At 72.2% G+C, this 25,993-nt stretch carries 26 protein-coding genes and 1 tRNA gene; 5 read left to right on the top strand and 22 right to left on the bottom strand.

What is annotated here, in order from left to right:
• Window positions 1-96 precede the first annotated feature (96 nt).
• From B9B60_RS01775 to B9B60_RS01765, 3 genes are all read right to left on the bottom strand, one after another.
• Window positions 97-2,487 carry a ComEC/Rec2 family competence protein gene (locus B9B60_RS01775; RefSeq protein WP_084449574.1) on the bottom strand — a complete coding sequence of 797 codons (2,391 nt, stop codon included), beginning with the start codon at window positions 2,485-2,487 and terminating at the stop codon, window positions 97-99.
• Window positions 2,484-3,311 carry a ComEA family DNA-binding protein gene (locus B9B60_RS17390; protein WP_223277791.1) on the bottom strand — a complete coding sequence of 276 codons (828 nt, stop codon included), beginning with the start codon at window positions 3,309-3,311 and terminating at the stop codon, window positions 2,484-2,486. Before B9B60_RS17390 ends, B9B60_RS01775 begins: the two co-directional genes overlap by 4 nt.
• An 87-nt stretch (window positions 3,312-3,398) precedes the next feature.
• On the bottom strand, window positions 3,399-4,253 hold the full coding sequence (locus B9B60_RS01765; RefSeq protein ID WP_084449573.1) for a DegV family protein: 855 nt from the start codon (window positions 4,251-4,253) through the stop codon (window positions 3,399-3,401).
• A 34-nt stretch (window positions 4,254-4,287) separates the two neighbouring features.
• On the opposite strand from B9B60_RS01765, the gene B9B60_RS01760 reads away from it, so the two are divergent.
• Window positions 4,288-4,752, top strand: coding sequence for a carboxymuconolactone decarboxylase family protein (locus B9B60_RS01760; protein WP_084449604.1), 465 nt, complete (start codon window positions 4,288-4,290; stop codon window positions 4,750-4,752).
• Window positions 4,753-4,765: 13 nt separating this feature from the next.
• On the opposite strand, the gene leuS is transcribed toward B9B60_RS01760, so the two are convergent.
• Window positions 4,766-7,666 carry a leucine--tRNA ligase gene (gene leuS / locus B9B60_RS01755; RefSeq protein WP_084449572.1) on the bottom strand — a complete coding sequence of 967 codons (2,901 nt, stop codon included), beginning with the start codon at window positions 7,664-7,666 and terminating at the stop codon, window positions 4,766-4,768.
• 39 nt (window positions 7,667-7,705) lie between these two features.
• Window positions 7,706-8,383, bottom strand: coding sequence for a SanA/YdcF family protein (locus B9B60_RS01750; protein ID WP_084449571.1), 678 nt, complete (start codon window positions 8,381-8,383; stop codon window positions 7,706-7,708).
• A gap of 29 nt (window positions 8,384-8,412) precedes the next feature.
• On the opposite strand from B9B60_RS01750, the gene B9B60_RS01745 reads away from it, so the two are divergent.
• The gene (locus tag B9B60_RS01745) at window positions 8,413-9,258 is read left to right on the top strand and encodes an amidohydrolase family protein (protein WP_084449570.1); all 846 of its coding nucleotides are present in this window, start codon (window positions 8,413-8,415) and stop codon (window positions 9,256-9,258) included.
• Window positions 9,259-9,276: 18 nt separating this feature from the next.
• On the opposite strand, the gene B9B60_RS01740 is transcribed toward B9B60_RS01745, so the two are convergent.
• Window positions 9,277-9,708 carry a hypothetical protein gene (locus B9B60_RS01740; protein ID WP_084449569.1) on the bottom strand — a complete coding sequence of 144 codons (432 nt, stop codon included), beginning with the start codon at window positions 9,706-9,708 and terminating at the stop codon, window positions 9,277-9,279.
• Entirely contained in the window at window positions 9,705-10,037 is a 333-nt protein-coding gene (locus B9B60_RS01735; RefSeq protein ID WP_084449568.1) for a cupin domain-containing protein, read from the bottom strand. Before B9B60_RS01735 ends, B9B60_RS01740 begins: the two co-directional genes overlap by 4 nt.
• A gap of 69 nt (window positions 10,038-10,106) precedes the next feature.
• On the opposite strand from B9B60_RS01735, the gene B9B60_RS01730 reads away from it, so the two are divergent.
• Window positions 10,107-10,682: a peroxidase-related enzyme gene (locus B9B60_RS01730; RefSeq protein WP_084449567.1), complete on the top strand. Its 576-nt coding sequence runs from the start codon at window positions 10,107-10,109 to the stop codon at window positions 10,680-10,682.
• A gap of 3 nt (window positions 10,683-10,685) precedes the next feature.
• Here B9B60_RS01730 and B9B60_RS01725 read toward each other — a convergent pair whose 3' ends face one another.
• From B9B60_RS01725 to B9B60_RS01690, 8 genes are all read right to left on the bottom strand, one after another.
• Window positions 10,686-11,234 (bottom strand): DUF488 domain-containing protein, encoded by a 549-nt coding sequence (locus tag B9B60_RS01725; RefSeq protein ID WP_007925414.1) that lies wholly within the window; start codon window positions 11,232-11,234, stop codon window positions 10,686-10,688.
• Between the two features lie 7 nt (window positions 11,235-11,241).
• On the bottom strand, window positions 11,242-12,414 hold the full coding sequence (locus B9B60_RS01720) for a benzoate/H(+) symporter BenE family transporter (protein WP_185221895.1): 1,173 nt from the start codon (window positions 12,412-12,414) through the stop codon (window positions 11,242-11,244).
• 75 nt (window positions 12,415-12,489) lie between these two features.
• A tRNA-Ala gene (locus B9B60_RS01715) sits at window positions 12,490-12,562 on the bottom strand.
• A 79-nt stretch (window positions 12,563-12,641) separates the two neighbouring features.
• The gene (locus tag B9B60_RS01710; protein WP_084449565.1) at window positions 12,642-13,280 is read right to left on the bottom strand and encodes a histidine phosphatase family protein; all 639 of its coding nucleotides are present in this window, start codon (window positions 13,278-13,280) and stop codon (window positions 12,642-12,644) included.
• On the bottom strand, window positions 13,277-13,663 hold the full coding sequence (gene rsfS, locus B9B60_RS01705) for a ribosome silencing factor (RefSeq protein WP_084449564.1): 387 nt from the start codon (window positions 13,661-13,663) through the stop codon (window positions 13,277-13,279). Before rsfS ends, B9B60_RS01710 begins: the two co-directional genes overlap by 4 nt.
• 10 nt (window positions 13,664-13,673) lie before the next feature.
• On the bottom strand, window positions 13,674-14,249 hold the full coding sequence (nadD, locus tag B9B60_RS01700; protein ID WP_268766689.1) for a nicotinate-nucleotide adenylyltransferase: 576 nt from the start codon (window positions 14,247-14,249) through the stop codon (window positions 13,674-13,676).
• Window positions 14,250-14,263: 14 nt separating this feature from the next.
• The gene (locus B9B60_RS01695) at window positions 14,264-14,476 is read right to left on the bottom strand and encodes a hypothetical protein (RefSeq protein ID WP_084449562.1); all 213 of its coding nucleotides are present in this window, start codon (window positions 14,474-14,476) and stop codon (window positions 14,264-14,266) included.
• 431 nt (window positions 14,477-14,907) lie between these two features.
• Window positions 14,908-16,173 carry a glutamate-5-semialdehyde dehydrogenase gene (locus tag B9B60_RS01690; RefSeq protein WP_084449561.1) on the bottom strand — a complete coding sequence of 422 codons (1,266 nt, stop codon included), beginning with the start codon at window positions 16,171-16,173 and terminating at the stop codon, window positions 14,908-14,910.
• A gap of 29 nt (window positions 16,174-16,202) precedes the next feature.
• Between B9B60_RS01690 and pdxY the strand changes: the two genes are divergently transcribed.
• Complete coding sequence (gene pdxY / locus B9B60_RS01685) at window positions 16,203-17,057, top strand: pyridoxal kinase PdxY (RefSeq protein WP_084449560.1); 855 nt, start codon at window positions 16,203-16,205, stop codon at window positions 17,055-17,057.
• 22 nt (window positions 17,058-17,079) lie between these two features.
• Window positions 17,080-18,225 carry an MFS transporter gene (locus B9B60_RS01680; protein WP_084449559.1) on the top strand — a complete coding sequence of 382 codons (1,146 nt, stop codon included), beginning with the start codon at window positions 17,080-17,082 and terminating at the stop codon, window positions 18,223-18,225.
• On the opposite strand, the gene proB is transcribed toward B9B60_RS01680, so the two are convergent.
• From proB to B9B60_RS01645, 7 genes are all read right to left on the bottom strand, one after another.
• Window positions 18,222-19,343, bottom strand: coding sequence for a glutamate 5-kinase (proB, locus tag B9B60_RS01675; protein ID WP_084449558.1), 1,122 nt, complete (start codon window positions 19,341-19,343; stop codon window positions 18,222-18,224). The two genes, B9B60_RS01680 and proB, sit on opposite strands and share 4 nt — an antisense overlap.
• Entirely contained in the window at window positions 19,343-20,851 is a 1,509-nt protein-coding gene (gene obgE, locus B9B60_RS01670; RefSeq protein ID WP_084449557.1) for a GTPase ObgE, read from the bottom strand. Before obgE ends, proB begins: the two co-directional genes overlap by 1 nt.
• Window positions 20,852-20,933: 82 nt before the next feature.
• Window positions 20,934-21,197, bottom strand: coding sequence for a 50S ribosomal protein L27 (rpmA, locus tag B9B60_RS01665; protein ID WP_072624224.1), 264 nt, complete (start codon window positions 21,195-21,197; stop codon window positions 20,934-20,936).
• A gap of 31 nt (window positions 21,198-21,228) precedes the next feature.
• Window positions 21,229-21,537, bottom strand: a complete 309-nt coding sequence (rplU, locus tag B9B60_RS01660; protein ID WP_072624223.1) for a 50S ribosomal protein L21 — start codon at window positions 21,535-21,537, stop codon at window positions 21,229-21,231.
• A gap of 153 nt (window positions 21,538-21,690) precedes the next feature.
• Complete coding sequence (locus tag B9B60_RS01655; RefSeq protein ID WP_084449556.1) at window positions 21,691-22,287, bottom strand: hypothetical protein; 597 nt, start codon at window positions 22,285-22,287, stop codon at window positions 21,691-21,693.
• An 81-nt stretch (window positions 22,288-22,368) separates the two neighbouring features.
• A complete protein-coding gene (locus B9B60_RS01650; RefSeq protein ID WP_084449555.1) occupies window positions 22,369-25,092 on the bottom strand; it encodes an Rne/Rng family ribonuclease in 2,724 nt (907 codons plus the stop codon).
• Between the two features lie 158 nt (window positions 25,093-25,250).
• On the bottom strand, window positions 25,251-25,982 hold the full coding sequence (locus tag B9B60_RS01645; RefSeq protein ID WP_185221888.1) for a TIGR03936 family radical SAM-associated protein: 732 nt from the start codon (window positions 25,980-25,982) through the stop codon (window positions 25,251-25,253).
• Between the last annotated feature and the right edge of the window lie 11 nt (window positions 25,983-25,993).

The raw sequence follows: 25,993 nt of genomic DNA, 5'->3' as shown, positions 1-25,993 counted from the left end.
GTGTGTGTTCCTGAACAGCTCCACACCTCACTCGGAGGTCTTCCTCATGTCACGCCGACTCGCCCATCCCGTACCTAACGTCCCGGGTCAGTACAGCTAGCGCGCCGTCACCACCGTCGGCCCGTCGAGGACCGCGACGTCACCGTGGCGGTCGGTGCGCAGCACACGGGCCCCGTGCCGCCCCGCCCACGCCAGGGCGGTCGGCGTGGGGTGACCGTAGGTGTTGTCCGCCCCCACGCTGACGAGTGCGATCGGTGCGGCCACCGCGTCCATCAGCCCGAGGTCGAGGTTGCTCGACCCGTGGTGCGGCATCTTGACGACGTCGAGGTCGGCCGCCGCTGCCGTCATCGCGGGGTCGCGCCGCAGCGCGAGCCGGATCGCCCCGCCGGCCTCGCGCTCGATGTCGCCGAGGAGCAGGGCGCTCACCTCCCCCACCTCGACGTGCAGGACGATGCTGCCGTTGTTGGCCGCGGACCCGCCGGCCATCGTCCGCGAGGGCCACCAGGCCGTCGCCGTGACCGCGCCGATCCGCCACCGCTCGCCGGCCCGCGCCGTGCGCACCGGGACGCCCTGCTCCCCCGCGATCTCGTGGACCCGACGCACCGCCCACTGCGGGTCCTCGACCGGGGAGACGATGACCTGACCGACGGCCCGCCCGCCGATCGCGGCGGCCAGGTCGCCGACGTGGTCGTCGTGGAAGTGCGTCAGCACGACCGCATCGAGCGTGCGCACGCCGAGTCGCCGCAGGCAGCCGTCGATGCCACCGTCCTCCGGTCCGACGTCGACGAGCACCGCGCGCCCCGGTCCGGAGGCGAGGACGAGTCCCTCGCCCTGCCCCACGTCGCAGGCGACCAACCGCCACCCGGTCGGCGGCCACGCGAAGCTGCGCGTGGGCACCGCCCCCGCCACGACCACGACGACGAGGCCGAGGGCGATGAGCGGACTGGCCCGGGTCCGTCGGATCGCCCACGGCCCACCGAGGACGACGAGCGTCGTGACGACCGTCAGCAGGACCGCACCCGGTGGCCCGTCGGGCCAGGGCATCGCGCCGCCGGGGACGTCGGCGCTCACCCGGGCCGTCCACGCGATGGCGAGGGCGAAGGGGGCTCCGCACCAGGCGACGAGCCCGGCCAGGGTCGCGCTCACCACGGCGATGAGGGCGGCGCTCACCCCGAGGACCGTGGCCGGGGCGACGAAGGGAGCCGCCACGAGGTTGGCGGCGACGGCCACGATGCTCACGTCTCCCTGCAGCAGGACGACGACGGGACCGCACACGAGCTGTGCGGCGACCGGGATCGCCACCGCGGGTCCGATGAGGTGCAGGCGTCGGGGCAGGTGCGCGTTGATCGCCGCCGACCACGGGCGCACGAGGAGCAGCAGCCCGAGCGTCGCCAGCGTCGACAGGACGAACCCGTAGGAGCGGGCCAGCCACGGGTCGAAGGCCAGCAGGGCGAGCACGGCCGCGCACAGCGCGGGTGTGCCGGCACCGCGCCGGTCGGTGCTCATCCCGAGCAGGCCGATCGCCCCCATGGTCGCCGCGCGGATGACGCTCGGCTCCGGGCGGGCAAGCACGACGAAGAAGGCCAGCCCGGCTCCGGCCACCCAGGGTCGCCAGCGCCGGGGCAGGCCGGCGGCCCGGCAGGCGCCGATGAGCGCTGCCAGGACGACCGCGACGTTGGACCCGCTGACCGCAGACAGGTGCGACATGCCGGTGACGAGCATATCGTCAGTGAGGTCCTCGGGCGTCATCGAGGTGTCACCGATGACGAGCGCCGGCAGCAGGCCCCGGGCATCGGCGGGCAGTGGCTCGACGGCCTGCCGCAGACCCGCACGCAGGTGCTCTGCAGCACGGCGCACGAGCGAGCGATCACCCAGCGGCAGCGGCGGCCCGCGCGGGCTGAGCAGGGCGACCTCGGGGTCGGCGAGGTCGGCGGGAGCGAGCTTGCCGGACAGGGTGATCCGGTCGTGCCAGCCCACCTGCGACCACTCCGATTGCGCACGGACGTAGACGGGTGCGTCGACCCGGGTCGTCACACCGCGGGCGGTCACCGACTCGAGCCGCAGCCGCAGCAGCACCTGCTGGGGTGCCTTGCCACCCTCGTCCCCCGAGCCGCGTCCCGCCCGCACGATGGGCTCGGTGAGCACGACGCCCTCGGCGCGGATCATTGCCCGCTCGTGCGCCAGCTCGTCGACCGGCCCGACCCGCCGGGTCGACTCGTGTGCCGCCGACGCCCCGAGCACGAGTGCCGCGGCCACCAGGCCGAGCGCGAGGACCGCGGGCCCGTCACGGCGCAGCGACGGGCGGGCGTGCCGACCTCGGTAGCGCACCCCGGCCCCGAGGAGGACGAGCACGCCGACGACCGAGGCGAGCGCCACGGACGCCCGCACGCCACCCGACCACGAGAGCGCCCAGGCCCCGATGCCCCACGCGCCGAGGCAGGGCAGCAGCAGCCGCAGGTCGAGGGCCGGCGGCTGGTCCCGCGTCACACGGTGACCTTGGGCGCGAGCTGGGCGTAGATCTTGTCACCGATGCCGCTCACCTCACCGAGCTCCTCCACCGCGGTGAAGCGACCGTGCTCGGTGCGCCAGTCGATGATCCGCTGGGCGAGGACCGGCCCCACCCCGGGCAGGGTCTCGAGGGTGGCCAGATCGGCGGTGTTGAGGTTGACCGTGTCGCCGGCGGCCGGCGCGGCGCCACCCGCTGGAGCGCCGCCTGCCGGTGCCCCAGCAGCCGGGGCGGCGGCACCGGGCGCGGGGGCCGCCGCGATGCTCTCGCCCGGCGTGGGCACGACGACCTGCTCACCGTCGACGAGCAGCCGCGCGAGGTTGACGCTGCCGAGGTCGGCTCGCCCCGTCGCGCCCCCGACCTCGTCGATGGCGTCGGCCACCCGCGCCCCGGCGTCGAGGGTGACGATGCCCGGTCGCCGCACCTGCCCGACGACGTGGACGGTCACCTTGCCGGTCGACGTGCCGGGGGCCGTGGACCCCGCCGGCGCGGCGCCGCTCGCGGCCGCCCCGGCTCCCCCCGGCTCCGCCCCGCCCGGGTCCGCTCCGCCCTCGCCCGGCTCCGACTGCCCCACCTGCTCGACCCCCACGGGCTCCGGTGCGGCCTCCTCGCGCGCGAGGACGAAACGCCCGGCGAGCATGGCCACGGCCAGCGCGACGACGAGGGCGACGCCGATCACCGCCTGTCGGCTCACGCCGTAGCGGCCACCCGCGAGCGTCGACGGCAGCTCGAGCGGGCGCGGGTCACGCGACTCGTCGAGGATCTCGGTGACCCGCTCGGACGGCTCCGTGGTGCGTCGGCTCATGACCTCGACGCTAGGCAGCCCGGCGCTGCGCCGACCCCGCGTGCGGCGGGCTGTGGACGAACCGCCTGCGGGCCGTCGGCCTGTGGATCAGCGCGGTCTCGGGCTGACGACGACCCCGATGGTGCCCAGCCCGACGTGCGCGCCGATGACGGCGCTCATCGGCGCCAGCTCGACGGGCCCCTCGATGCGCTCGGCCAGGGCGGCCGCGAGCGGCTCGGCCCGGGTGGCCGCGTCGAGATGGTGCACCCCGACCTCGACGCCGTCGGCCCAGTCGGGCAGCGCCTCGCACTCGGCCACCGTCAGCTCCTGGAGCCGGGCGATGGCGCGGCCCGCCGTGCGCACCCGCTCGAGCGGCTCGACGTGCCCGTCGACCATGTGCAGCACCGGCTTGATCGCCAGGGCGGAGCCCAGGAGCGCCCTGGCCCCACCGATCCGGCCGCCCCGGTGCAGCCGGTCGAGCGAGTGCACGACCAGTCGCACGCTCGTGGCCCCGCACCGCAGCTCGGCGCGCTCGACGATCTCCGGCAGCTCCCGCCCGGCCGCCGCATCCCGCGCGGCCCCGATGGCGGCGAAGCCCAGGCCCATGCCCACGGAGCGCGAGTCGACGACCCGCACCGGCACCGGTGCCTCGTCCGCCGCCGCCCGGGCCGCCTCGATCGTCCCCGACAGACCACCGCTCAGGTGGAGCGAGACGATGGCGTCGGCGCCCCCCTTCGCCGCCTGCTCGTAGGCCCGCAGGAAGGTCGCCGGTGACGGCCGCGAGGTGCTGATCTCCGCCTTGCGGTGCAGCGCGTCGACGACGACGGAGGCATCGGCGCCGTCGCCCTCGATCCGCTCGCCACCGTCGATGACCAGCTGCAGCGGGACGACCCGGATGCCGTGCTCGGCGACGACCGCCGCGGGCAGCGTGGCGGTCGAGTCGGTGATGACGGCGGTACTCACAGGCCGAGACTACTCAGAGCCCTAGCCTGTGGTCATGGCCGACACCGACCGACTGCCCTACCTCGACAGGTCCCTGCCCGAGGCGTGGAAGGCCCTCAACGCCCTCGCGCTCAAGGTCTCCGCCGCGGCCGAGGCCGCCGGCCTCGAGCGCGAGACCGTCGAGCTGATGAACGTGCGCATCTCGCAGCTCAACGGCTGCTCCTTCTGCCTCGACCTGCACACCCGGCAGGCGACCGAGGCCGGCGCCACGCTGCAAAAGCTCGCGCAGCTGCCCGCGTGGCGCGACTCGACGCTCTTCGACAGCGTCGAGTGCGCCGTCCTCGACGTCGCCGAGGCGACGACGACCCTGCCCGACCCGCACGTGCGCGGCGGGGCCCTCACCGCCGCCCGGTCGCTGCTGGGCGACGAGACCTTCGCCGCGGTCGAGTGGGCCGCGGTGACGATGAACGCCTTCAACCGGGTGTCGATCCTCTCCGAGCACCCCGTGCGCATCAGGTAGAACGCGTCAGGAGCTAGACGGGCACGACGTTGACCAGCTTGGGCGCCCGCACGATGACCGTGCGGACCCCGCCCTCGGTCGCCGCCTTGATCTTGTCGCGGCCGAGGGCGAGCTCACGCAGGTCGTCCTCGCTGATGTCGGCGGGGACCTCGACGCGGTCGCGGACCTTGCCCTTGATCTGGATGACGCAGGTGACGCTCGCCTCGACCATCTTGCTCGGGTCGGCCACGGGGAAGTCCTCGTGCGCGAGCGAGTCCGGGTGGCCCAGTCGCGACCACAGCTCCTCGGCCAGGTGCGGGGCGACCGGCGCCACCATGACCACGAGCGGCTCGATCGCCGCACGCGGCACCGCGTCGAGCTTGGTCAGTGCGTTGTTGAGCTCGATGAGCCGGGCGATGGCGGTGTTGAAGCCGAGCGAACCGTAGTCCTGGCTCACCGCCGCGATCGTCTGGTGCAGCAGGCGCTCGGTGTCGGCGTCGAGCGCGTCGTCGGTGACCCGCACCTCGCCGCTCTCCTCGTCGACGACATTGCGCCACAGGCGCTGCAGGAAGCGCTGGCTGCCGACGACGGCACGCGTCTCCCACGGCTTGGACTGCTCGAGCGGGCCGAGCGACATCTCGTAGACGCGGAAGGTGTCGGCGCCGAACATCTCGTACATCTCGTCCGGGCTGACGGCATTCTTCAGCGACTTGCCGATCTTGCCGTACTCCTGGGTGACCGGCTGGCCCTGCCAGGTGAAGCTCGTCTCGCCGTCGTCGCCGACGTGCTCCTCGACCTCGGCGGCCGGCACCGGCTGGCCGCGGTGGTCGCGGTAGGCGTGCGCCTGGATGTAGCCCTGCGAGAAGTACTTGCGGAAGGGCTCCTCGCTGGTCACGTGGCCGAGGTCGAAGAGCACCTTCTGCCAGAAGCGGGCGTAGAGCAGGTGCAGGACCGCGTGCTCGACGCCACCGATGTAGAGGTCGACGCCGCCCGGGTCACGGGTGCCGGCGGGGGCGCCGGGCACGGCCTCGTCGCGGGGGCCGACCCAGTAGGCCTCGTTGGTCGGGTCGACGAGCGCCTCGGAGTTGGCCGGGTCGAGGTAACGCAGGTGGTACCAGCACGAGCCGGCCCAGTTGGGCATCGTGTTGGTCTCGCGGCGGTAGATCTTCGGGCCGTCGCCGAGGTCGAGCTCGACCTCGACCCAGTCGGTGGCCCGCCCGAGCGGCGGCTCGGGCTCGCTGCTCGCGTCGTCGGGGTCGAAGGTGCGCGGGCTGTAGTCGTCGACCTCCGGCAGCTCGACGGGCAGCATCGAGTCGGGCACGGAGTGCGCCACGCCGTCCTCGTCGAAGACGATCGGGAAGGGCTCGCCCCAGTAGCGCTGCCGGGAGAAGAGCCAGTCGCGCAGCTTGTAGTTGACCGTGCCGCGGCCGACGCCCCGCTCCTCGAGCCAGGTGGTGATCGCGGCCTTGCCCTCGGTGACCGACATGCCGTCGAGGGAGATGGAGTCGTTGGTCGAGTTGATGATCGCCCCGTCGCCACCCCAGGCACCCTCGTGCCCCTCGGGTGCCTGCACGGTCGGCACGATGTCGAGGCCGAAGGCGGTCGCGTAGTCGAAGTCGCGCTGGTCGCCCGACGGCACGGCCATGATCGCGCCGGTGCCGTAACCCATGAGGACGTAGTCGGCGACGAAGACCGGGATGCGTGCGCCGTTGACCGGGTTGGTCGCCCAGCCGCCGGTGAAGACACCGGTCTTGTCCTTGGTCTCGATCTGGCGCTCGACGTCGCTCTTGCGGCCGGCGGCGTCGCGGTAGGCCGACACGGCGGCGAAGGGGGTGTCCGCGCCACCGGTCCACGCGTCGAGGGTGCCCTCGGGCCAACCGCCCTGCGGGACGAGGGAGTCCACGAGCGGGTGCTCCGGCGCCAGAACCATGAAGGTCGCGCCGAAGAGGGTGTCGGGGCGGGTCGTGAAGACCTCGATCGGGTGCTCGGTGCCGTCAGCACCCGTCGCGGTGAAGGTCACCTGCGCGCCCTCGCTGCGGCCGATCCAGTTGCGCTGCATCGCCTTGACCTTGTCCGGCCAGTCGACGCGGTCGAGGTCGTCGGCGAGGCGGTCGGCATAGGCGGTGATGCGCATCATCCACTGCCGCAGGTCGGCCTTGAAGACCGGGTAGTTGCCGCGCTCGGAGCGCCCGTCGGAGGTGACCTCCTCGTTGGCCAGGACGGTGCCCAGGCCCGGCGCCCAGTTGACCGGGGCGTGGCTGGTGTAGACGAGGCGGTACTCGTCGAGGACGTCGGAGCGCTCCTTGGCCGACAGCTGCGACCAGGTGCGGGTCTCCCCCTTCGGCAGCGGGCGCTCACCGGACTCGAAGGACGCGACGAGCTCCGCGATCGGCCGGGCCCGACCCAGGCCGCCGTCGGGCCGCACGGCCTCCTCGTCGTACCAGGCATTGAAGATCTGACTGAAGATCCACTGCGTCCAGCGGTAGTAGTCGGGGTCGATCGTCGCGAAGGCGCGCCGGTCGTCGTGGCCGAGGCCGAGGCGGCGCAGCTGGCGCTTCATCGTCGCCATGTTGGCCTCGGTCGTCACCCGCGGGTGCTGACCGGTCTGCACGGCGAACTGCTCGGCGGGCAGGCCGAAGGCGTCGTAGCCCAGGCAGTGCAGGACATTCTTGCCGAGCATCCGCTGGTAGCGGGCGTAGACGTCGGTCGCGATGTAGCCGAGCGGGTGCCCGACGTGCAGGCCGGCGCCCGAGGGGTAGGGGAACATGTCGAGGACGAGCATGTGGCCGTCGTGCTCGCGCACGCGCTCCGGCTCGGCCCACGGGCCGCCGGGGTTGGGCGCGCGGAAGGTCCCGAGCTCCTCCCACCGGTCCTGCCAGCCGGTCTCGATCCGACCGGCCATCTCCGCGGTGTAGCGGTAGGGCGTCTCGCTCATCTGTGGTGCTTCTCCCGGGGTTGACGATCGGGCTTCAGACTACTTGTCGTCCGTCCGGGCCTGCGCCAGCGCATCGGTGATGCCGGGCTCCACGTCCCCGAGGACGGGGTCGCGACGGCTGAGCACGTCGAGCGCCGCCTTGACGTTGGCGAGGTACTCGCGCTGCTCGCCCGCGCGGTAAGGGCCGGCGAAGCGGCGCGCGCTGTCGTCCCCCACCCCGACCGTGTCCAGGCCGATGGCGTTGCAGACCGCGACCGCGCGGGGCACGTGGTAGCTCTGCGAGACGATGATCGCGTCGGGGACCTCGAAGATCCGCTTGGCCCGCACGCAGGTGTCGTAGGTGTCGCGCCCGGCGAAGTCCATGACGACCCGGTCGGTCGGGACACCCGCCTCGACGAGGTGGTCGCGCATGGCGGTCGGCTCGTCGTAGGAGTGCGTCCGGTTGTCGCCGCTGACGAGGATCGCGTCGACGCTGCCCTGCTCGTACAACCGACGAGCGATGTCCAGCCGACCCTCGAGGAAGGGGGTGGGCCGGCCCTCCTCGGTCAGCCCGGCACCGAGGACTATCGCCACCGAGCGGTCGGGTGCGTCGGCGAGCCCGTGGACCTGCCCCGACGCGCTGCGCGCGACCCAGACGTTGGGTGCCCCGACCGCGATAACGGCGAGCGCCACGACGCCCCCCAGGGCCCACCACCCGCGTCGTCCCCTCAGCTCCATGCCCGCAACCTAGTGCCTAGGGTGTGGCCATGAGCGCGCCCGATCTCCCGGAGATCATTGACATCCACACCCACTTCATGCCCCAGCGGGTGCTGGACAAGGTGTGGGCCTACTTCGACTCGGCCGGGCCCCTCATCGGGCGGCCGTGGCCGATCACCTACCGCGAGGACGAAGGGGGCCGCCTGGCTGCCCTGCGGGCGCTGGGTGTGCGCGCCTTCACCTCGCTGAACTACGCCCACCGCCCCGCGATGGCGCAGTGGCTCAACGACTGGTCGAGCGAGTTCGCGGCCAAGCACGACGACGTCCTGCACTCCGCGACCTTCTACCCCGAGCCCGGTGCCGCGGACTACACGGCGGCCGCGATCGAGGCGGGTGCGCGGATCTTCAAGGCGCACGTGCAGGTCGGTGACTACTCGCTGGCCGACCCGCTCCTGGACGACGTGTGGCCGGTGCTGGAGCGCAGCCGCACCCCGATCGTCATGCACGCGGGCAACGGCCCGGCACCCGGCCGCTTCACGGGGCCGGAGTCCGTCCGGGACCTGCTGCAGCGCCACCCGGGTCTCGTGCTCGTCATCGCCCACATGGGCATGCCCGACTACGGCGACTTCCTCGACATCTGCGCCGAGCACCCCGATGTGCACCTCGACACGACGATGGCCTTCACGGACTTCACCCAGGCCACGTCACCCTTCCCCCGCGAGCGCATGGACGACCTCGTCGCGCTCGGCGACCGGGTGCTCTTCGGCAGCGACTTCCCCAACATCCCCTACCCTTACGAGCACGCGGTGGACGCGGTCCGCCGGCTTGGCTTGGGCGAGGACTGGGAGCGCAAGGTGTTGCACGACAATGCTGCTCGGCTCTTCGGGATCCGCTGACGGTCTGCCGCGCGTCGCTCAGCCGCGCAGGTGGGACAGCACGATGCCGACGGGGATGCTCACAGCGAGCATCAGCAGCATCGCGCGGTAGGCCAGCGCGGCCGCTGCCGGCACTCGTGCGACTCGTGCTCGCAGTGCGAGGACCAGGGCGACGACGAGCAGCACCGACCCGAGGTCGACGAGCAGCGGAGTCGTGACGAGGGTGCCGCCGATGACCAGGAGGCTGCCGAGGTTCCACCCGGCCACCTGCACCCAACCGACCCGGTCACTCGTGGCGTCGACCGCTCGCAACCGACCCATGACGTACTGGGCCACACCGACGACGAGTACGAGATAGGCCGCAGCCCAGCTCCCCTTCGCCCAGTCCATCGGCCCGGTGACGGCCGCGACGAGTCCACCGAGGACGACACCCAGCGCGCCGAGGGCGACGAGCGTGCGAGCAGGAGTCACGCCCCGGTGCCGACGCTCAGCAGCACGACGGCGTCCTCCAGTGCCAGCAGGTCGTGACGGGCTGGCGGGAGGATGAGCAGCTCGCCCGCGCCGCCCTCCCAGGTCTCCTCCCCGGCGGTCAGCCGCACCCGACCCTGCAGGACCTGCAGCGTCGCCTCCCGCGGACTGTCGTGCTCGGCGAGGGCCTTGTCCTGCAGCAGGGCGATGAGCGTCTGGCGCAGGACGAAGTCATGGTGCCCGTGGACCGTCACGGCGCTGCGCCCCGCGGACCCCTCTCGCGCCTTGCCCAGGTGCTCCTGCGCCAGCTCGGTCAACGACAGCGATTCCATGACGACTCCTTCGACGGGGGGATGTGCCCCTCCCATCGTGCACCCTCACGGAGCCGGTACGTTGCCGTCATGGGTCAACAACAGCGTGCGACCTCCTTCCTCCGTGTCCCCGACGTCGACGACGTGCCCGAGGGCGTGCAGCGCCTGTGGACGAAGTCCAAGGAGGCCTTCGGCTTCATCCCCAATGTCTTTCGTGCACAGGCGCTCAACGGCGCCCAGTTCGAGGCGTGGTGGAAGTACTTCAACCTCCTGGTCAACAAGGAGGGCCACCTGAGCAATGCCGAGCGCGAGCTCATCGCGGTCGTCGTCAGCGGCATCAACCAGTGCACCTACTGCGCCGTCTCCCACGGAGCAGCCCTGCGCGAGTACTCGGGCGACCCGGTGATGGCCGACCTCGTCGCCGTCAACTGGCGCCAGGCCGAGCTGAGCGATCGTCAGCGGGCGATGGCGGAGTACGCCGAGCTGCTCACCACGGCCCCGGGGTCGGTGGAGGCCGCCGACCTGGAGCCGATGCGCGAGGCCGGTCTGGACGACCACGAGATCCTCGAGGCGGTCCAGGTGATCGGGATGTTCAACATGACCAACCGCGTCTCGAGCGCTCTGGGCATGGTCCCCAACCACGAGTACCACTCGCAGGCCCGCTGAGCCTCACTCCTCGTCGAGGCTCACTCCTTCGTCGGCGGTGCCCGGGTAGGTCAGACGGGTGCCGTCGACGACGGCGAAGGAGGTCAGCGTGTGCTCCTTGGGCGCGCCGTCCCCGATGATGTCCAGGACGGTGACGCCCCGCACGAGCAGCGCGTCACCGACGAGCGAGCGGTGGCAGCGCCACGGCACTGCCTCGGCACACATGATGACCGGCGACTCCTCCTCGGCGATCTCCAGCAGCCGGGTCAGACCCCGCTCGAACTCCTCGGTGCCCATGTGGTCGGCGTAGCCCTGGAAGGATGCGTTGCGCCACTGCGTGTTGACCGAGTCCGGTCGGCGCTTGCGCAGTCCGCCCAGCTCCTTGACGTACGTGTAGCCGAGACCCGCCTGCGCCAGGGACGCCTCGAGCGCGTCGTGCCAGTACTGCGGGTTGTGCCGCGACTTGGGCACGGTGCGGATGTCCACGACACGCGTGATGCCGAGCCCGCGCAGCCGCGCGATGAACTCGTCGATGGGGCGGGTCGAGTGACCGATCGTGTGGACGGTGCTCACCCCCTCATCATGCACGCGCGCGGTGCGAGCGCAAGACACCCCTGACGACCAGGCCCACGACGATGGCCCAGAAGGCGGCGTTGATGCCGGCGATGGCAATCCCCGAGGCGGCCATGACGAAGGTGGTGACAGCCGGGACGTGGTCCGCGGGCTCGGCGAGGGCTGCCCTGAGCGAGACCGCGAGCGTCCCCACGAGAGCCAGCCCGGCGACGGCCGGGACGACACCCTCGGGGGCCAGGGAGACAAGGGTGGCGAAGGCCGCGGAGGCGATGCCGATCGGGACGAGGAGCACGCCAGAGGTCACGCTGGCGATCCAGCGACGCGAGGTGTCCTCCCCGGCCTCCGGACCGGCCGCGAGAGCAGCACTGATCGCCGCGAGGTTGATGCCGTGACCGCCTGCCGGTGCGCCGACGATCGTGCCGACACCGGTGACGAGCATCGAGCGCTGCCACGGCACCTCGTAGCCGAAGCCGCGCATCACCGCCATGCCCGGGACATTCTGCGAGGCCATCGTCACGAGGTAAAGCGGGAGGGCGATGCCCACTAGTCCCCCGATGGTGAAGGCGGGCGCGGTCAGCTCCAGTCGCGGCACGAGGGCCGCGGCGTCCATGGGCGTTCCCACCGACGTGAGGTGGACGACGATGACGACGGCTGCAGCGACGAAGGCGAGGGGTGAGGCCCACCGGGGCAGGAAGCGCAGCGCGAGGAGCCACACGAGCACGAGGGGTCCCACGGCCCACGGGTTGGCGGCCATGCCCGTCACCGGCCCGAGGCACAGCTGCATGACGATGCCGGCGAGCATCGCCTGCGCCACCGAGGCGGGGATCCGGGTGATGAGCGACCCGAGGGCCGGCACGAGTCCCGTGGCGAGGACGAGGACGCCGGTGACGACGAAGGCCCCGACCGCCGCCGGCCAGCCCCCGTCGACCGCCCCGGTGGAGGCGAGCAGCGCGGCTCCGGGCGTGGACCACGCCACGGTGATCGGCAGTCGGGTCGTCAGGGAGAGGACGACCGAGCTCAGGCCCATGAGGATCGTCACGGCCAGCAGCCCGCTGGCGGCCTGCGCGTGGGTCGCCCCGACGGCGGTCAGGCCTTGCAGGACGACGACGAAGGCGCTCGTGAAGCCGACGAGCGCCGTGACGACACCGGCCGCGACCGGGCGGCTCGTCTCGATCGGCATGGGCACACGCTAGAGGGCGCCGTGACATGCAGAAGGCCCGCACCGCGATGCGATCCGGGCCTTCTGACTGCCGGGTGGAGCTGAGGGGATTCGAACCCCTGACCCCCTCCATGCCATGGAGGTGCGCTACCAACTGCGCTACAGCCCCGAGTGGGTTCCCCCGAAGGGGACTGCGAGAGTTTAACCCTACGCACCCCCGCTTTTCCAAATCGAGCCTCGCGCCTGACTCACAGGCCCTCGGCGGAGGCATTCCACTGGGTGATCCGCCAGCCGGAGCGCCCCTGCTCCACGACCGCCCAGTGGCAGTTGCCGAAGCCCCCGAGCACCCGCCAGGCGGTCTGCTGCTCGAGGCCGACGAGCTCGGCGACGACGGTGCGGCCGGTCACGCCGTGGGTCGCGACGACGACGGTCTCGCCCGGGCCCATGCCGTCGACGAGCTCGTCGATGGCCGGGCGCACCCGCTGGGCGAGCTCGGCGAGCGACTCGCCGTGGCCACCCCGCTTGAAGTCCTCGCCGCTCACGAGCCGCTCGGCGTCGAGCGGGTACTGCTCGCCGACCTCCGCGGCCGTCAGCCCCTGCCAGGCGCCGGCATGGATCTCGCGCCAGCGCTCGTCGACGGCCACGTCGATGTCACCGCTCGCGGCGGCGACGGCCATCGCGGTGTCGTGGGCCCGGGAGAGGTCGGAGGTGACGATCCGCGTCGGGCGAAGGGAGGCGATGGCCCGGGCCGCAGCCGCGGCCTGCTCACGGCCGAGGTCGGTCAGCTCGTGGTCGAGGTGCCCCTGCCAGATGCCCTTGAGGTTGGAGACCGTCTGGCCGTGGCGCAGCACGACGAGGCGACGGGGCTCCCCCTTCGCCTCGGTCACCGCTCGTCGGACTGCTGCGAGCCCACGACACCGAGGTCCAGGTGCGGGCAGTCGCGCCAGAGGCGCTCGAGGTCGTAGAAGTCCTTTTCGTCGTCGTGCTGGGCGTGCACGACCACGTCACCGAAGTCGATGAGGACCCACCGGCCGGGGCCGTTGCCCTCGCGCCGCAGGGGCTTGACCTGGGCCTGCTCGCGCATGGCCTCCTCGACGGCGTCGACGATCGCCTGGACCTGGCGCTCGTTGTCGGCCGAGACGATGAGGAAGATGTCGGTGAGGGGCATCTGCCCGGACACGTCGAGCCCGGTGATGGTGGTCGCGAGCTTGTCGGCCGCAGCGTGTGCGGCGATGGTCGCGAGGTCGATGGCCTGCTGGGTGGCTACCACGGTGTGTCGGTCACTCCCGGTCGTCGGTGTAGAGCTCGTACTTGTTGATGTACTGCACGACCCCGTCGGGCACGAGGTACCAGACCGGGTCGCCGTCGGCGACCCGCTGGCGGCAGTCGGTGGAGGAGATCGCCATGGCGGGCACCTCCTGGAGGGTCACCTTGTCGTCCGGCAGCCCGGTCTCGCTGAGGTGGTAGCCGGGGCGGGTGACCCCGATGAAGTGGGCGAGGTCCCACAGCTCGCCGACGTCCTTCCACGACAGGATCTGCGCGAGCGCATCGGCGCCGGTGATGAAGAACAGCTCGTCGTCGGGCCGCTGCTCGCGCAGGTCGCGCAGGGTGTCGATCGTGTAGGTCGGGCCCTCCCGGTCGATGTCGACCCGGCTGACGGTGAAGCGGGGGTTGGACGCCGTCGCGACGACCGTCATCAGGTAGCGGTGCTCGGCGGGGCTGACCTGCTTGTCCGCCTTCTGCCAGGGCTCACCCGTCGGCACGAAGACGACCTCGTCGAGCCCGAAGCGCGAAGCCGCCTCGCTCGCTGCGACGAGGTGACCGTGGTGGATGGGGTCGAAGGTCCCACCCATCACGCCGAGCCGCTTGCTCAGTGGTGGTCCCCGGCCTCGGGCCCGTGGTCATCGTGGGCGACGGTGTTGTCGGCGGTCGGGATCTTGGTCGCGGCCTGTCGGAAGGCGAAGAGGGCGGCCAGCATCATCGAGAAGATCAGCAGGGCGAAGAGGCCGTAGACCCAGGGCGCGACCGGCAACTCGTTGTGGTGGCCGGTCTCTGCGGCGAGGGAGACGAAGGAACTCAGCATGGGTCCATGCTACCCGGCTGTTGTCCACCGACGTCATCCACAGGCCTGTGGGACAAGGCGTGGAGAGCGCCCTCTGCCTGTGGATGAGGCTGTGGGTGGCAGCCGCTCACCGATGCGTCACTCCTGACGTTGCCGAGGGCCACCGACCCCGCGTAGAACAGTCACCACACCGCGGCTGCTTCACGGCGGCCGGCAGGACCACAGGGATAACGACGTCCGCACGTCTGGCACGGGGGAGGCTCCGCGTCGGGCTCAGGCGACTCGAGCGGCGTCGGCGCCTCCTGGTCCACGTGTCACCGCGACGTCGCGGCCCCGCGCCCGGCGTCGTGCTGCAGTCGCCGCAGGACCCCACGGGGCGTGCCACGGACAACGGTCGAGGGCCCTTCCCCGCGTCGGGGGGAGGGCCCTCGGCCCGTCCGGGCGAAGGGGGGTCAGCCCCGGATCTGCCCGTCGCCCTCGACGACCCACTTGGTCGTCGTCAGCTCCGGCAGAGCCATCGGTCCGCGCGCGTGCAACTTTTGCGTCGAGATGCCGATCTCGGCACCGAAGCCGAACTCCCCACCGTCGGTGAAGCGGGTCGAGGCGTTGACGAGGACGGCCGCGGCGTCGACCTCGGCGGTCCACCGGCGGGCCGCGGCCCGGTCCTCGGTGACGATCGCCTCGGTGTGCCCGCTGCCGTGGCGTCGCACGTGCTCCAGCGCCGCGTCGAGGTCGTCGACGACCGCGACCGACATCTCGAGAGCAAGGTACTCGGTGTCGAAGTCCTCGTCGGTCGCCGGCTCGACGACCACCCCGTCGGGGGCGTGCTCGCGGGTGGCGTCGTCGCCGTGGAGGACGACGCCGGCGCCGGCGAGGTCGCGCAGCACGTCCGGGAGGACGTCGGCGGCGACGGAGCGGTGGACGAGCAGCGACTCGGCGGCATTGCACACGCTCGGGCGGTGCGTCTTGGCGTTGAGCACGATCGCGAGCGCCTTGTCAGGGTCGGCGGCCGCGTCGACGTAGACGTGGCAGTTGCCCACACCGGTCTCGATGACGGGCACCGTCGACTCGGTGACGACGGCCTGGATCAGGCCCGCTCCCCCGCGCGGGATGAGCAGGTCGACCAGCCCGCGGGCGGTCATCAGCGCCTTGACCGCGTCGTGGTCGCCCTCGAGGAGCTGGACGGCGTCGGCCGGCAGCCCGTGCGCCGTCAGGGCCGAGCGAAGGGCGGCGACCAGGGCCCGGTTGGTGCTCGCCGCCGCGGAGCCGCCGCGCAGGATCATCGCGTTGCCGGACTTCAGGCCGAGGCCGGCGGCATCGACGGTGACATTGGGGCGGGCCTCGTAGATCATCCCGACGACGCCCATCGGCACCCGCACCTGGCGGATCTGCAGGCCGTTGGCCAGCGTCGAGCCACGCACCACCTCACCGACGGGGTCGGGCAGGCCCGCGAGGTCGCGCAGCGCGTCGGCGACGGCCGCGACGCGGTCGGCGTCGAGGGTCAGGCGGTCGAGGAGGCCGGTGGCCATCCCCTCTTCGCGCCCGCGCTGCAGGTCCTCGGCATTGGCCGCGACGACGTCGTCGGTGGCGGCATCGACCGCGTCCGCGAGCGCGAGCAGGGCGGCGTCCTTGTCGGCGCGGGTGAGGAGCGCGAGGCGGCGCGAGGCGACCCGCGCGCGCTCGGCGAGCTCCCGGACGGTGGCGGTGCTGTCGGTCATGGACCCAGAGTAGGTGGGAGGATTGGCCGGTGACCACGATCCTCTCCATCCAGTCCCACGTCGCCTACGGACACGTCGGCAACTCCGCGTCCGTCTTCCCGATGCAGCGCCTCGGGGTCGAGGTGTGGCCGGTCAACACGGTGAACTTCTCCAACCACACCGGCTACGGCGCCTGGCGCGGGCCGCTCATGGACCCCGCGGATGTTGCCGACGTCATCACCGGCGTCGGGGAGCGGGATGCCTTCGCCGAGGTCGACGCCGTGCTCTCCGGGTACCAGGGCGGCGAAGGGATCGGCGCGACGATCCTCGATGCCGTGGCCGCCGTCAAGGCCGCCAACCCCGAGGCGATCTACGCCTGCGACCCGGTCATGGGCAATGCGAAGTCCGGCTGCTTCGTCCACGAGTCGATCCCGGTCCTCCTGCGGGACAAGGTCGTCCCCCGCGCCGACCTCATCACGCCCAACCAGTTCGAGCTGGGCTTCCTCACCGAGACCGAGCCGGAGACGCTCGAGGAGACCCTCGCCTCCGTCGACGCCGCCCGTGAGATCGGGCCGAGCACGATCCTCGTCACCTCGGTCCTGCGGCCGGACCGCCCGGAGGGCACGATCGAGATGCTCGCCTGCCACGAGGACGAGGCCTGGATCGTGCGCACCCCGCACCTGCCGCTCAAGGCCAACGGCTCGGGTGACGTCACCGCCGCGCTCTTCACCAGTCATTGGCTGCGCAGCCGCTCGCTCGAGGAGTCGCTCGGTCGGACCGTCTCCTCGGTCTTCGACCTCCTGCGGGAGACCCTCGACTCCGGTCGGCGCGAGCTGCAGCTCGTCCAGGCCCAGGAGTTCTACGCCCGGCCGCGGATGCAGTTCGAGGTCACCCGGGTGCGGTGACGCCCCCTTCGGGTGTGGCTGCATGAAGCGGCAGAACGTGCTCGGCGCCGTCTTCGTGACGGTGTTCCTCGATCTCCTCGGCTTCGGGATGCTCTTCCCGCTCCTGCCGACCTACGCGGCTGACTTGGGCGCGTCTGCCACCCTCGTCGGACTGCTCATCGCCAGCTACTCCGCCGCGCAGCTCGTGGCGGCGCCGGTGCTGGGGCGAGCGTCTGACCGGTGGGGGCGCGGGCCGATCGTCGCCGCGAGCGCCCTCGGAGCGGCGCTGGGTTATGCCGTGCTCTTCCTCGCCGACGCCATGACGGGCCTCTTCGTCGGGCGAATCATCACGGGGCTCTGCGCGGGAAACATCGCGGCCGCTCAGGCGACCATCAGTGATGTCACGACGCCGGAGGAGCGGGGTCGTGGCATGGCAGTCGTGGGAGCGGCGATCGGGCTGGGGATCATCTTCGGCCCCGCCCTGACCGCGCTGAGCGTGCCTCTGGCCGGCGAGAAGTCCCCCTTCGCCATCGCCGCGGTTCTGGCTCTCGCCAATGCCGTCTGGGCCGCGAGGGCGCTCCCACGGACACGTGGGACGAGCCCCCGCCTCCTGACCACTCTCGGGCGCGCAGCGCGACACCCCGCGCTCGTCCTGCTCCTGTCCGTGAACTTCCTCGTCATGGTCGCGTTCTCCCAGATCGAGTCCCAGCTCCCGCTGCTGACACGGCACACCATGGGCTTCGGGCCCGTCGAGAACGGATACCTCTTCATGTACGTGGGAGTGGTGATCGTGGTCTTCCAGCTCACCGGGACGCGATGGCTGTCCTCCCGTCTCGGCGACGAGCGCCTCATCGTCCTGGGGCTCGGCTGCTTCGCGCTCGGAGCCGCCCTCGCGCCCTTCGTCACGACGTGGTGGCAGGTCCTGCTGCCGGCGGGCCTCATCGGCGTCGGCAATGCCACGCAAGCACCGTCGCTGATGGCGGCGATCTCGAAGCAGGCCGGCGCGGACGAGCAGGGGGCCATCCTCGGCGCGAGTCAGTCGCTCGGGTCGTCCGGGCGCATCGTCGGCCCCGTGCTCGGTGGCGCGCTCTTCGCCGAGGTCGCGCCTCCTGCCCCGTACCTCGCGGGTGGCGTCGCCTTCGCGGTCATCGCCGCCGCCTTCGTCGTCCTCGACCGCCGGGTCACCTAGAGCAGGGCGAGGTGGTCCCGGTGGATGACCTCGCGCTCGTACTGCGGGCCGATCTGCTCGGCGAGGTCCTTGGTACTGCGGCCCATGAGGTGCGGCAGCTCGCCCGAGGTGTAGTTCACGAGGCCACGGGCGATGACGTGCCCGTCGGGACCGACGACGTCGACCGGGTCACCGTCGACGAAGGACCCCGTGACCCCGGTGATGCCGGCCGGCAGGAGCGAGCGGCCGCGCTCGCGCAGGGCGGTCACGGCCCCCTCGTCGATCTGGACCGAGCCCCGGGGCGTCGTGGCGTGCGCCAGCCACAGCGCGCGCGATCCACGGCTGCGCCGCTGCGGGCGGAAGGCGGTGCCGATGTCCTCGCCGGCGAGGGCCGCCGTGACGTTGTCGGCGGAGGTGAGCACCGTCGGGATGCCAGCCGCCCCGGCGATGGTCGCGGCCTCGACCTTGGTCGTCATGCCGCCGGACCCGACGGCCGACCCGGTGCCACCGATGGAGATCGACGCCAGCTCGGCGGGGTCGCCGACCTCCGCGACCCGCTCGGCGCCGGGGGTGCCGGGCTTGGCGGTGTAGAGCGCGTCGACGTCGGTGAGCAGGACGAGCCCGTCGGCGCCGACCAGCTGGGCGACGAGGGCGGCCAGGCGATCGTTGTCGCCGAAGCGCACCTCGTGGGTCGCGACCGTGTCGTTCTCGTTGACGATCGGCAGCACCCCGAGGTCGAGCAGGGAGTCGAAGGTGCGCTTGGCGTTGGTGTAGCTCGTGCGGCGGGTGATGTCGTCGACGGTGAGCAGGACGAGCCCGATGGTGTGCCCGTGCCGGCCGAAGGCCCTGTCGTAGGCCGAGAGCAGCACCCCCTGCCCGACGCTCGCCGCGGCCTGCTGACGGGCCAGGTCGTTCGGGCGGGTGTCCATGCCGAGCGGCCCGATGCCGGCGGCGATGGCGCCCGACGAGACGAGGACGACCTCGGTGCCCTCGCTGCGGCGCGCGGACAGGGCGTTGACCAGGGCGGCGAGCCGGGCGAGGTCGAGCTCTCCCCCGACGGCGCTCGTCAGCGACGACGAGCCGACCTTGACGACGATGCGCCGGGCCCGGGCGATCGCCTGCCGGGCATCGCTGCCCATCAGTCCTCCTCGGTCCAGTGCCCGGCCTCGCGCTCGGTGCGCAGGTCCTCGCGCGCCGCGGTCTGGGCGTCCTTGCGCGCGTGGAACTGCTCGCGACGCTCCTGCGTCGTCCGGCGGGTGTTGTCCTCCAGACGCAGATCGGTGCCGCGGCCACCGAGGAGCTCGGCGCCACCGACGAGGGTGGGCTCCCAGTCGAAGACGACCGCGTCGTCCTCGGGGCCGATGAGCACGGTGGAGCCGGCGACCGCACCGGCCTTGGTCAGCTCCTCCTCGACACCCGCACGGTTGAGGCGGTCGGCCAGGTAGCCCACGGCCTCGTCGTTGGCAAAGTCGGTCTGGTGCACCCAGCGGGTGACCTTGGCGCCGAGGACACGGAAGACCTCGCCGTCGGAGCCGCCCTCGCGGCGCACGACGAAGCCGGCGTCGTCGACGGCCTTGGGCCGCAGCACGACCCGCTGCGGGGCGACCTCGACGGCCGACTCCTCGCGGGCGGCCGTCACGTGGCGGGCCATCGCGAAGGTCAGCTCCTTCAGGCCGGTGTGGGCGACGGCGGAGACGATGAAGACCTCCAGGCCGCGCTCCTCGAGGTCGGCCTTGACCAGGTCGGCCAGGTCGAGCGCGTCGGGCACGTCGGCCTTGTTGAGCACGACGATGCGGGTGCGCTCGGACAGCGGGCGCCCGCCGAGGGTCTCGTCGGCGACATAGGCCGACAGCTCGGCCTCGATGACGTCGAGGTCGCTCATCGGGTCACGGCCCGGCTCGAGCGTGGCGCAGTCGATGACGTGGACGAGCACCGAGCAGCGCTCCACGTGCCGCAGGAACTCCAGGCCCAGGCCACGCCCTTCGCTCGCGCCGGGGATCAGGCCCGGGACGTCGGCGACGGTGTAGCGCACGTCGCCGGCGGTGACGACGCCGAGGTTGGGCACGAGCGTGGTGAAGGGGTAGTCGGCGATCTTGGGGCGGGCCGCCGAGAGCACCGAGACGAGCGAGGACTTGCCGGCGCTCGGGAAGCCGATGAGCGCGACGTCGGCGAGCGACTTCAGCTCGAGGACGACGTCGGTGGACTCCCCCGGCTCACCGAGGAGGGCGAAGCCGGGCGCCTTGCGCCGCTGGCTCGACAGGGCCTTGTTGCCCAGCCCACCGCGACCGCCCTCGGCGGCGACGAAGCGGGTGCCGGGCGTGACGAGGTCGGCGAGGACATCACCGGCACGGTTGGTGACGACGGTGCCGGCCGGCACGGGCAGGACGAGGTCCTCACCGTTGGCGCCGTTGCGCTCGTCGCCGGCACCGGGCGCGCCGTTGGTCGCGCGTCGGTGCGGGCTGCGGTGGTAGTCCAGCAGGGTCGTGACCTGGGGGTCGACGACGAGGACGACGTCGCCGCCGTGCCCGCCGTTGCCTCCGTCCGGGCCACCGAGCGGCTTGAACTTCTCCCGGTGCACGGACGCGACGCCATGGCCACCCCGGCCCGCCTCGACGTGCAGGGTGACCCTGTCCACGAAGGTCGTCACGACCTCACCTTTCCTTCGATCTGGTACGGCGAAGGGGGCAGGTCACCTCGACCCGCCCCCTTCGCTCACGCTGTGGCTCGCGTCAGCCGGCGGCACCCGCCGGGAGGACGCTGACGACCTTGCGACCGCGCTTGGCGCCGAACTGGACCTCGCCGTCCGCCAGGGCGAACAGCGTGTCGTCGCCACCGCGGCCGACGTTGTCGCCCGGGTGGAAGTGGGTCCCGCGCTGGCGCACGATGATCTCGCCGGTGCCGACGAGCTGGCCGCCGTAGCGCTTCACGCCGAGGCGCTGGGCGTTGGAGTCGCGGCCGTTCTTGGACGAGGAGACACCCTTCTTGGAGGACATGTCAGTGGGTTCCTAACTGTTGAAGGAAGGCTCAGGCCTTGATGTCGGTGATCTTCAGCTGGGTCAGCGGCTGACGGTGACCCTGACGCTTGCGGTAGCCCGTCTTGTTCTTGTACTTGACGATCGTGATCTTGGGGCCCTTGGCGGCACCCACGACCTCGGCCTTGACGCTGGCCTTGGCCAGCTTGTCGGCGTCGCTGGTCACGGACGAACCGTCGACGAGCAGGATCGGCTGCAGGTCGACGCTGTCGCCGGCCTCGCCCTTGATCGAGTTGATGAGGATGGTGTCGCCGACGGAAACCTTTTCCTGGCGGCCACCGGCGCGAACGATCGCGTACATCTGGGGGAACTCACTCTCTGTCTGTAGTGCACTCGCTCTGTCTGACCGGCCAACAGTCCGCATGCCACATGGCACGAAGCGTCCGCTCGGTGGGCGCACCAAGGGCCAAGACTACCGGCGACCCCCTCCCCCGGACAAACCGGCGAAGGGGGGTCAGTCCGGCGGGGTCAGCTGGTGCTCGAGGACGGGCGCCTCCCCCGGCCTGAGCACCGGGTGCAGCCCGACGGTGAACCCGAGGTGGTCGCCGCCGTTGAGCCAGGTGTCGGCGCGGCCGTCCCTCGCCGCCGCGGCGAAGGAGTCGACCCTCGCCCGGTCGAGGCCCACCTGCCCGGCCACCTCCTCGACGCGGGTGACCAGGGCGTCGCCATCGCTGTGCGACTCGAAGAGGGCGATGCTCTCCACCTGACGGTCACCCGGGGCGACGAGGACCCGGATGACCTCGGCGTGGAGGACGAGCTCGCCGCCCGTGCCGCGCACGACGACCTCGATCGGGTCCTCACCGCGCACGTCGACGTCACGCAGGGTGCCGCCGTCGGCTCCCAGGTCGTCGGCGGTGAGCGCCATGGACAGGTCGACGACCGCGCGGCGCTCGGTCTCGATGTGCTCGACCCCGGCCTCGCTGAAGGACGAGTTGTACCCCGAGCCGGTGGTCGGCCCCTGCCCCTGCGTGCGGGTGACCGTGCACCCGGCGAGGGCGAGCGCGAGCATCCCGGCCAGGGCGTGGCGCCGACCGGACGAGCGGTTGATCATGTGCAGCAATCTACTGTCGGGCACGCCGACGGCCCACGGGAGAGCGCTCCCATGGGCCGTCGGTCGATGTCGCTCGGTGCGTCAGGCCTTGGGCGGGCCGGCCTCGGAGGTCACGCGCTTGCGCTTGCGACGGGCCGGGGCGGCCGGCTCGGGGTCGGCGACCGGCGTGGTCGCAGCCTCGCCGGACTCCCCCGCGACCTTGGTCAGCGGAGCGCCCGTCGGCTCGGCCGGGGCGGTGAGGTCGACGGCCTGCAGGGCCACCGGCGCACCGGCGCTCGAGGCTGCTCGACGGCCACCACGGCGGCGCTTCGGAGCCGGCGTCTCCTCGGCCTGCTCCGGCGCGGGAGCCGTGACCGGCTCCGGCTGCGGCTCGGGCTCGGGGGCCGGGGTCTCGGAGAGGTCGACGGGCTCGAGGGCGACGGGGGCACCGGCGCTGGACGCGGCCCGGCGGCCACCGCGGCGTCGCTTGGGCGCCTCCGGCTGTGGCTCCGGCTCGCTCTGCTCGACCGGCTGACCCGGCTCGACCACCGTCGTGGGCTCGAGCTGGGCGACGTCGTCCTCGCCGGCCTCGCCGGCGATGTTCTTGATCGCCGCCGCGTGTGCCGCCGCCGCGATCTGGGCCGCGGTGCGGCCGTTGGCGTCGGTCTGCTCCTCGACCGGCTCCTGGCGCTGCGAGGAGGTGTCCTTGTCCCCCTTCGACCGGCCACGACGGGACTTGCCGCCGCCACCGTTGCCGTTGCCGCCGTGGTTGCCGCCGGCGTGACCACCGGGGTCGTGGGCGACGGGCTCGCTGTGGACGATGATCCCGCGGCCGTGGCAGTGCTCGCACTCCTGCGAGAAGACCTCGATCAGGCCCGCGCCGACCCGCTTGCGGGTCATCTGGACCAGGCCGAGCGAGGTGACCTCGGCGACCTGGTGCTTGGTGCGGTCACGGCCGAGGCACTCGAGGAGGCGCCGGACGACGAGGTCGCGGTTGGACTCGAGGACCATGTCGATGAAGTCGACGACGATGATGCCGCCGATGTCGCGCAGTCGCAGCTGCCGGACGATCTCCTCGGCGGCTTCGAGGTTGTTCTTGGTCACCGTCTCCTCGAGGTTGCCCCCGGAGCCGGTGAACTTGCCGGTGTTGACGTCGACGACCGTCATCGCCTCGGTGCGGTCGATGACGAGCGAACCGCCGGAGGGCAGCCAGACCTTGCGGTCCATCGCCTTGGCGATCGCCTCGTCGATGCGGTGCGCCGCGAAGACGTCGCCCTCACCCGTGTAACGCTCGAGACGGTCGGACAGGTCGGGCGCGACGTCGTCGACGTAGCCCTTGATCTCGCGCCAGGCGTCGTCGCCGGCCACGACCATCTTGGCGAAGTCCTCGTTGAAGATGTCGCGGATGACCCGGACGGTCATGTCCGGCTCGGCGTGCAGCAGGACGGGCGCGCCGCCGGCAGAGCCCTTCTTGCCCTTCTTCGACTCGGCCGTGGAGCTGATCTTGTCCCAGGCCTTGGTGAGCCGCTCGACGTCGGCGGTCAGCTCGGCCTCGGAGGCCCCCTCCGCGGCGGTGCGCACGATGACGCCCGCGCTGTCCGGGACGACCTGCTTGAGGATCCCCTTGAGGCGGGAGCGCTCGGTGTCGGGCAGCTTGCGCGAGATGCCCGTCATGTTGCCCTCGGGCACGTAGACGACGTAGCGGCCGGGCAGCGAGATCTGCGACGTCAGGCGCGCACCCTTGTGACCCACCGGGTCCTTGGTCACCTGGACGAGGACCGAGTCACCGGAGGAGAGCGCATTTTCGATCCGTCGGGCCTGGCCGTTGCCGACGCCCTGGGCCTCCCAGTTGACCTCACCGGCGTAGAGCACCGCATTGCGACCCTTGCCGATGTCGATGAAGGCGGCCTCCATGCTGGGCAGCACATTTTGCACCCGGCCGAGGTAGACGTTGCCGACGAGGGTCGAGGTCGTCTCGCGGGAGACGTAGTGCTCGGCGAGCACGCCGTCCTCGAGGACGCCGATCTGCGTGCGGTCACCGTGCTGACGCACGACCATGACCCGCTCGACGCTCTCACGGCGGGCGAGAAACTCCGCCTCGGTGATGATCGTGCGGCGTCGACCGGCCTCGCGGCCCTCGCGGCGGCGCTGCTTCTTCGCCTCGAGGCGGGTGGAGCCCTTGATCGCCTGGGGCTCGTTGCGGCGCGACTCGCGCACCTTGGTCACGGTCCCGGGCGGGTCGTCCTGGCCGCCGTTGCCCCCGCCGCCACCACGGCGACGGCGGCGACGCCGCCGGGAGCTGCCGCCGCCCTCGTCGTCGGAGTCACCGTCGTCGTCGGAGGAGTCGTCGCGCTGGGAGTCGGCGTCCTCGGCGGCCTGGGCGTCGTCACCCGAGTCGTCCGCGTCGGCCGACTTCTTGGACTTGCCGCGGCCCTTGCCGCCCTTGCTCTTGGCGGAGCCCTGGGCCTCGTCGTCGGACTCGTCGGCGCCTCGCTCGTCCCGGGAATCACCCGAGTCCGAGTCGTCGGAGCCGTCCTGGTCACCGTCACCCTCGTCGCCGGAGCGGTTGTTGCGGCCGCGGCCACCACGACGGCGGCGACGGCGCCCCCCTTCGCCCTGGCCGGAATCGGCGTCGTCCGAGGAGTCGGAGCCGGAGTCGGCGTCCTCGTCGGGCGACTCGTCGTCCTCGTCCACCGGCTCGGGAGCCGGTCGGCGGGCCGGGGCCGGCGCTGGGGCGGGGGGCTGGAAGAGCAGTCCGAAGCTCGGGACTGCTGCGGGAGATTTGGTCGTGGTCTCGTCGACCGGCTGGTCGTTGTCGGTGGCCATGTGGCACCTCCTGCACCGCGGCAGGACCCCGACACCGGCACCCCTGGGGGTGCAGTCCAGCCGCCGCGCGGCGTGGCGGGCGCTCGCCCGCGGAAAGGTCCGTGTTGCCTCGACGTGGCTCGCGCCCAGCGCGGCACCCCGTCAGGGCCGGCGACGACTCAGTCGGTGGCCAGAGGGTCGGCCACGCTCTCGGTCTCGCTGCTCCAGATCCCCTGCGCCAGGCGCGTCGCCTTGGGCGATCGCGTCGGCGCGAACGAGGTGGCAGCGGTGATCGCGCTGAGGACGTCGTCGGGGCGAACGGCAGGTGTGGTGTGCCGCACGACCATCGTCAGTATCGCACAGCCCTCGTCCGAGCGACCGGTCTCGGCCCGGATGACGGGCTCGCGCGCGTCGTAGGACTTCATCCCGCGCTTGAACATCCGGCTGACCTCGACCCGCTCCTGGGCGAGGAAGCCCTCGACCGCCCGCTCGAGATCGGCCAGCTCGACGCCCGGGAACTCCAGCAGCCACCGGCTGGCCTGCAGCCGATCGGCCAGCGCCCCCGGCTCGGCGTCGACGACCGCGACGATGTCGAGCCCGTCGGGCAGGGCGGCGTCGAGAGCCCGGCCGAGTGCGTCGGGGTCGACCCGCTCGGTCACCGAGATCTCGAAGTACTCCGCCTCGCTCGCGGCACCGGTGGCCGCGCCGTTGGCGTAGGAGATCTTGGGGTGCGGGTGGAAGCCCGCGGAGTAGGCCATGGGGACACCCGCACGACGCAGGGCCCGCTCGAGGGCGCGCCCGAAGTCACGGGTCGAGGAGTAGCGCAGCCGGCCACGGCGGGCGTACTGGATGCGCAGCTTCTGGACCGGCGGCGGTGGCGGCGGACCGTCGGGGGTGCGTTGCGGGGACATGGGGGTCAAGC

Source organism: Janibacter indicus, assembly GCF_900176385.1.
Lineage (GTDB): Bacteria > Actinomycetota > Actinomycetes > Actinomycetales > Dermatophilaceae > Janibacter > Janibacter indicus.
The sequence above is the reverse complement of the archived record's forward strand: the minus strand, read 5'-3'. Positions and strand labels throughout refer to the sequence as shown.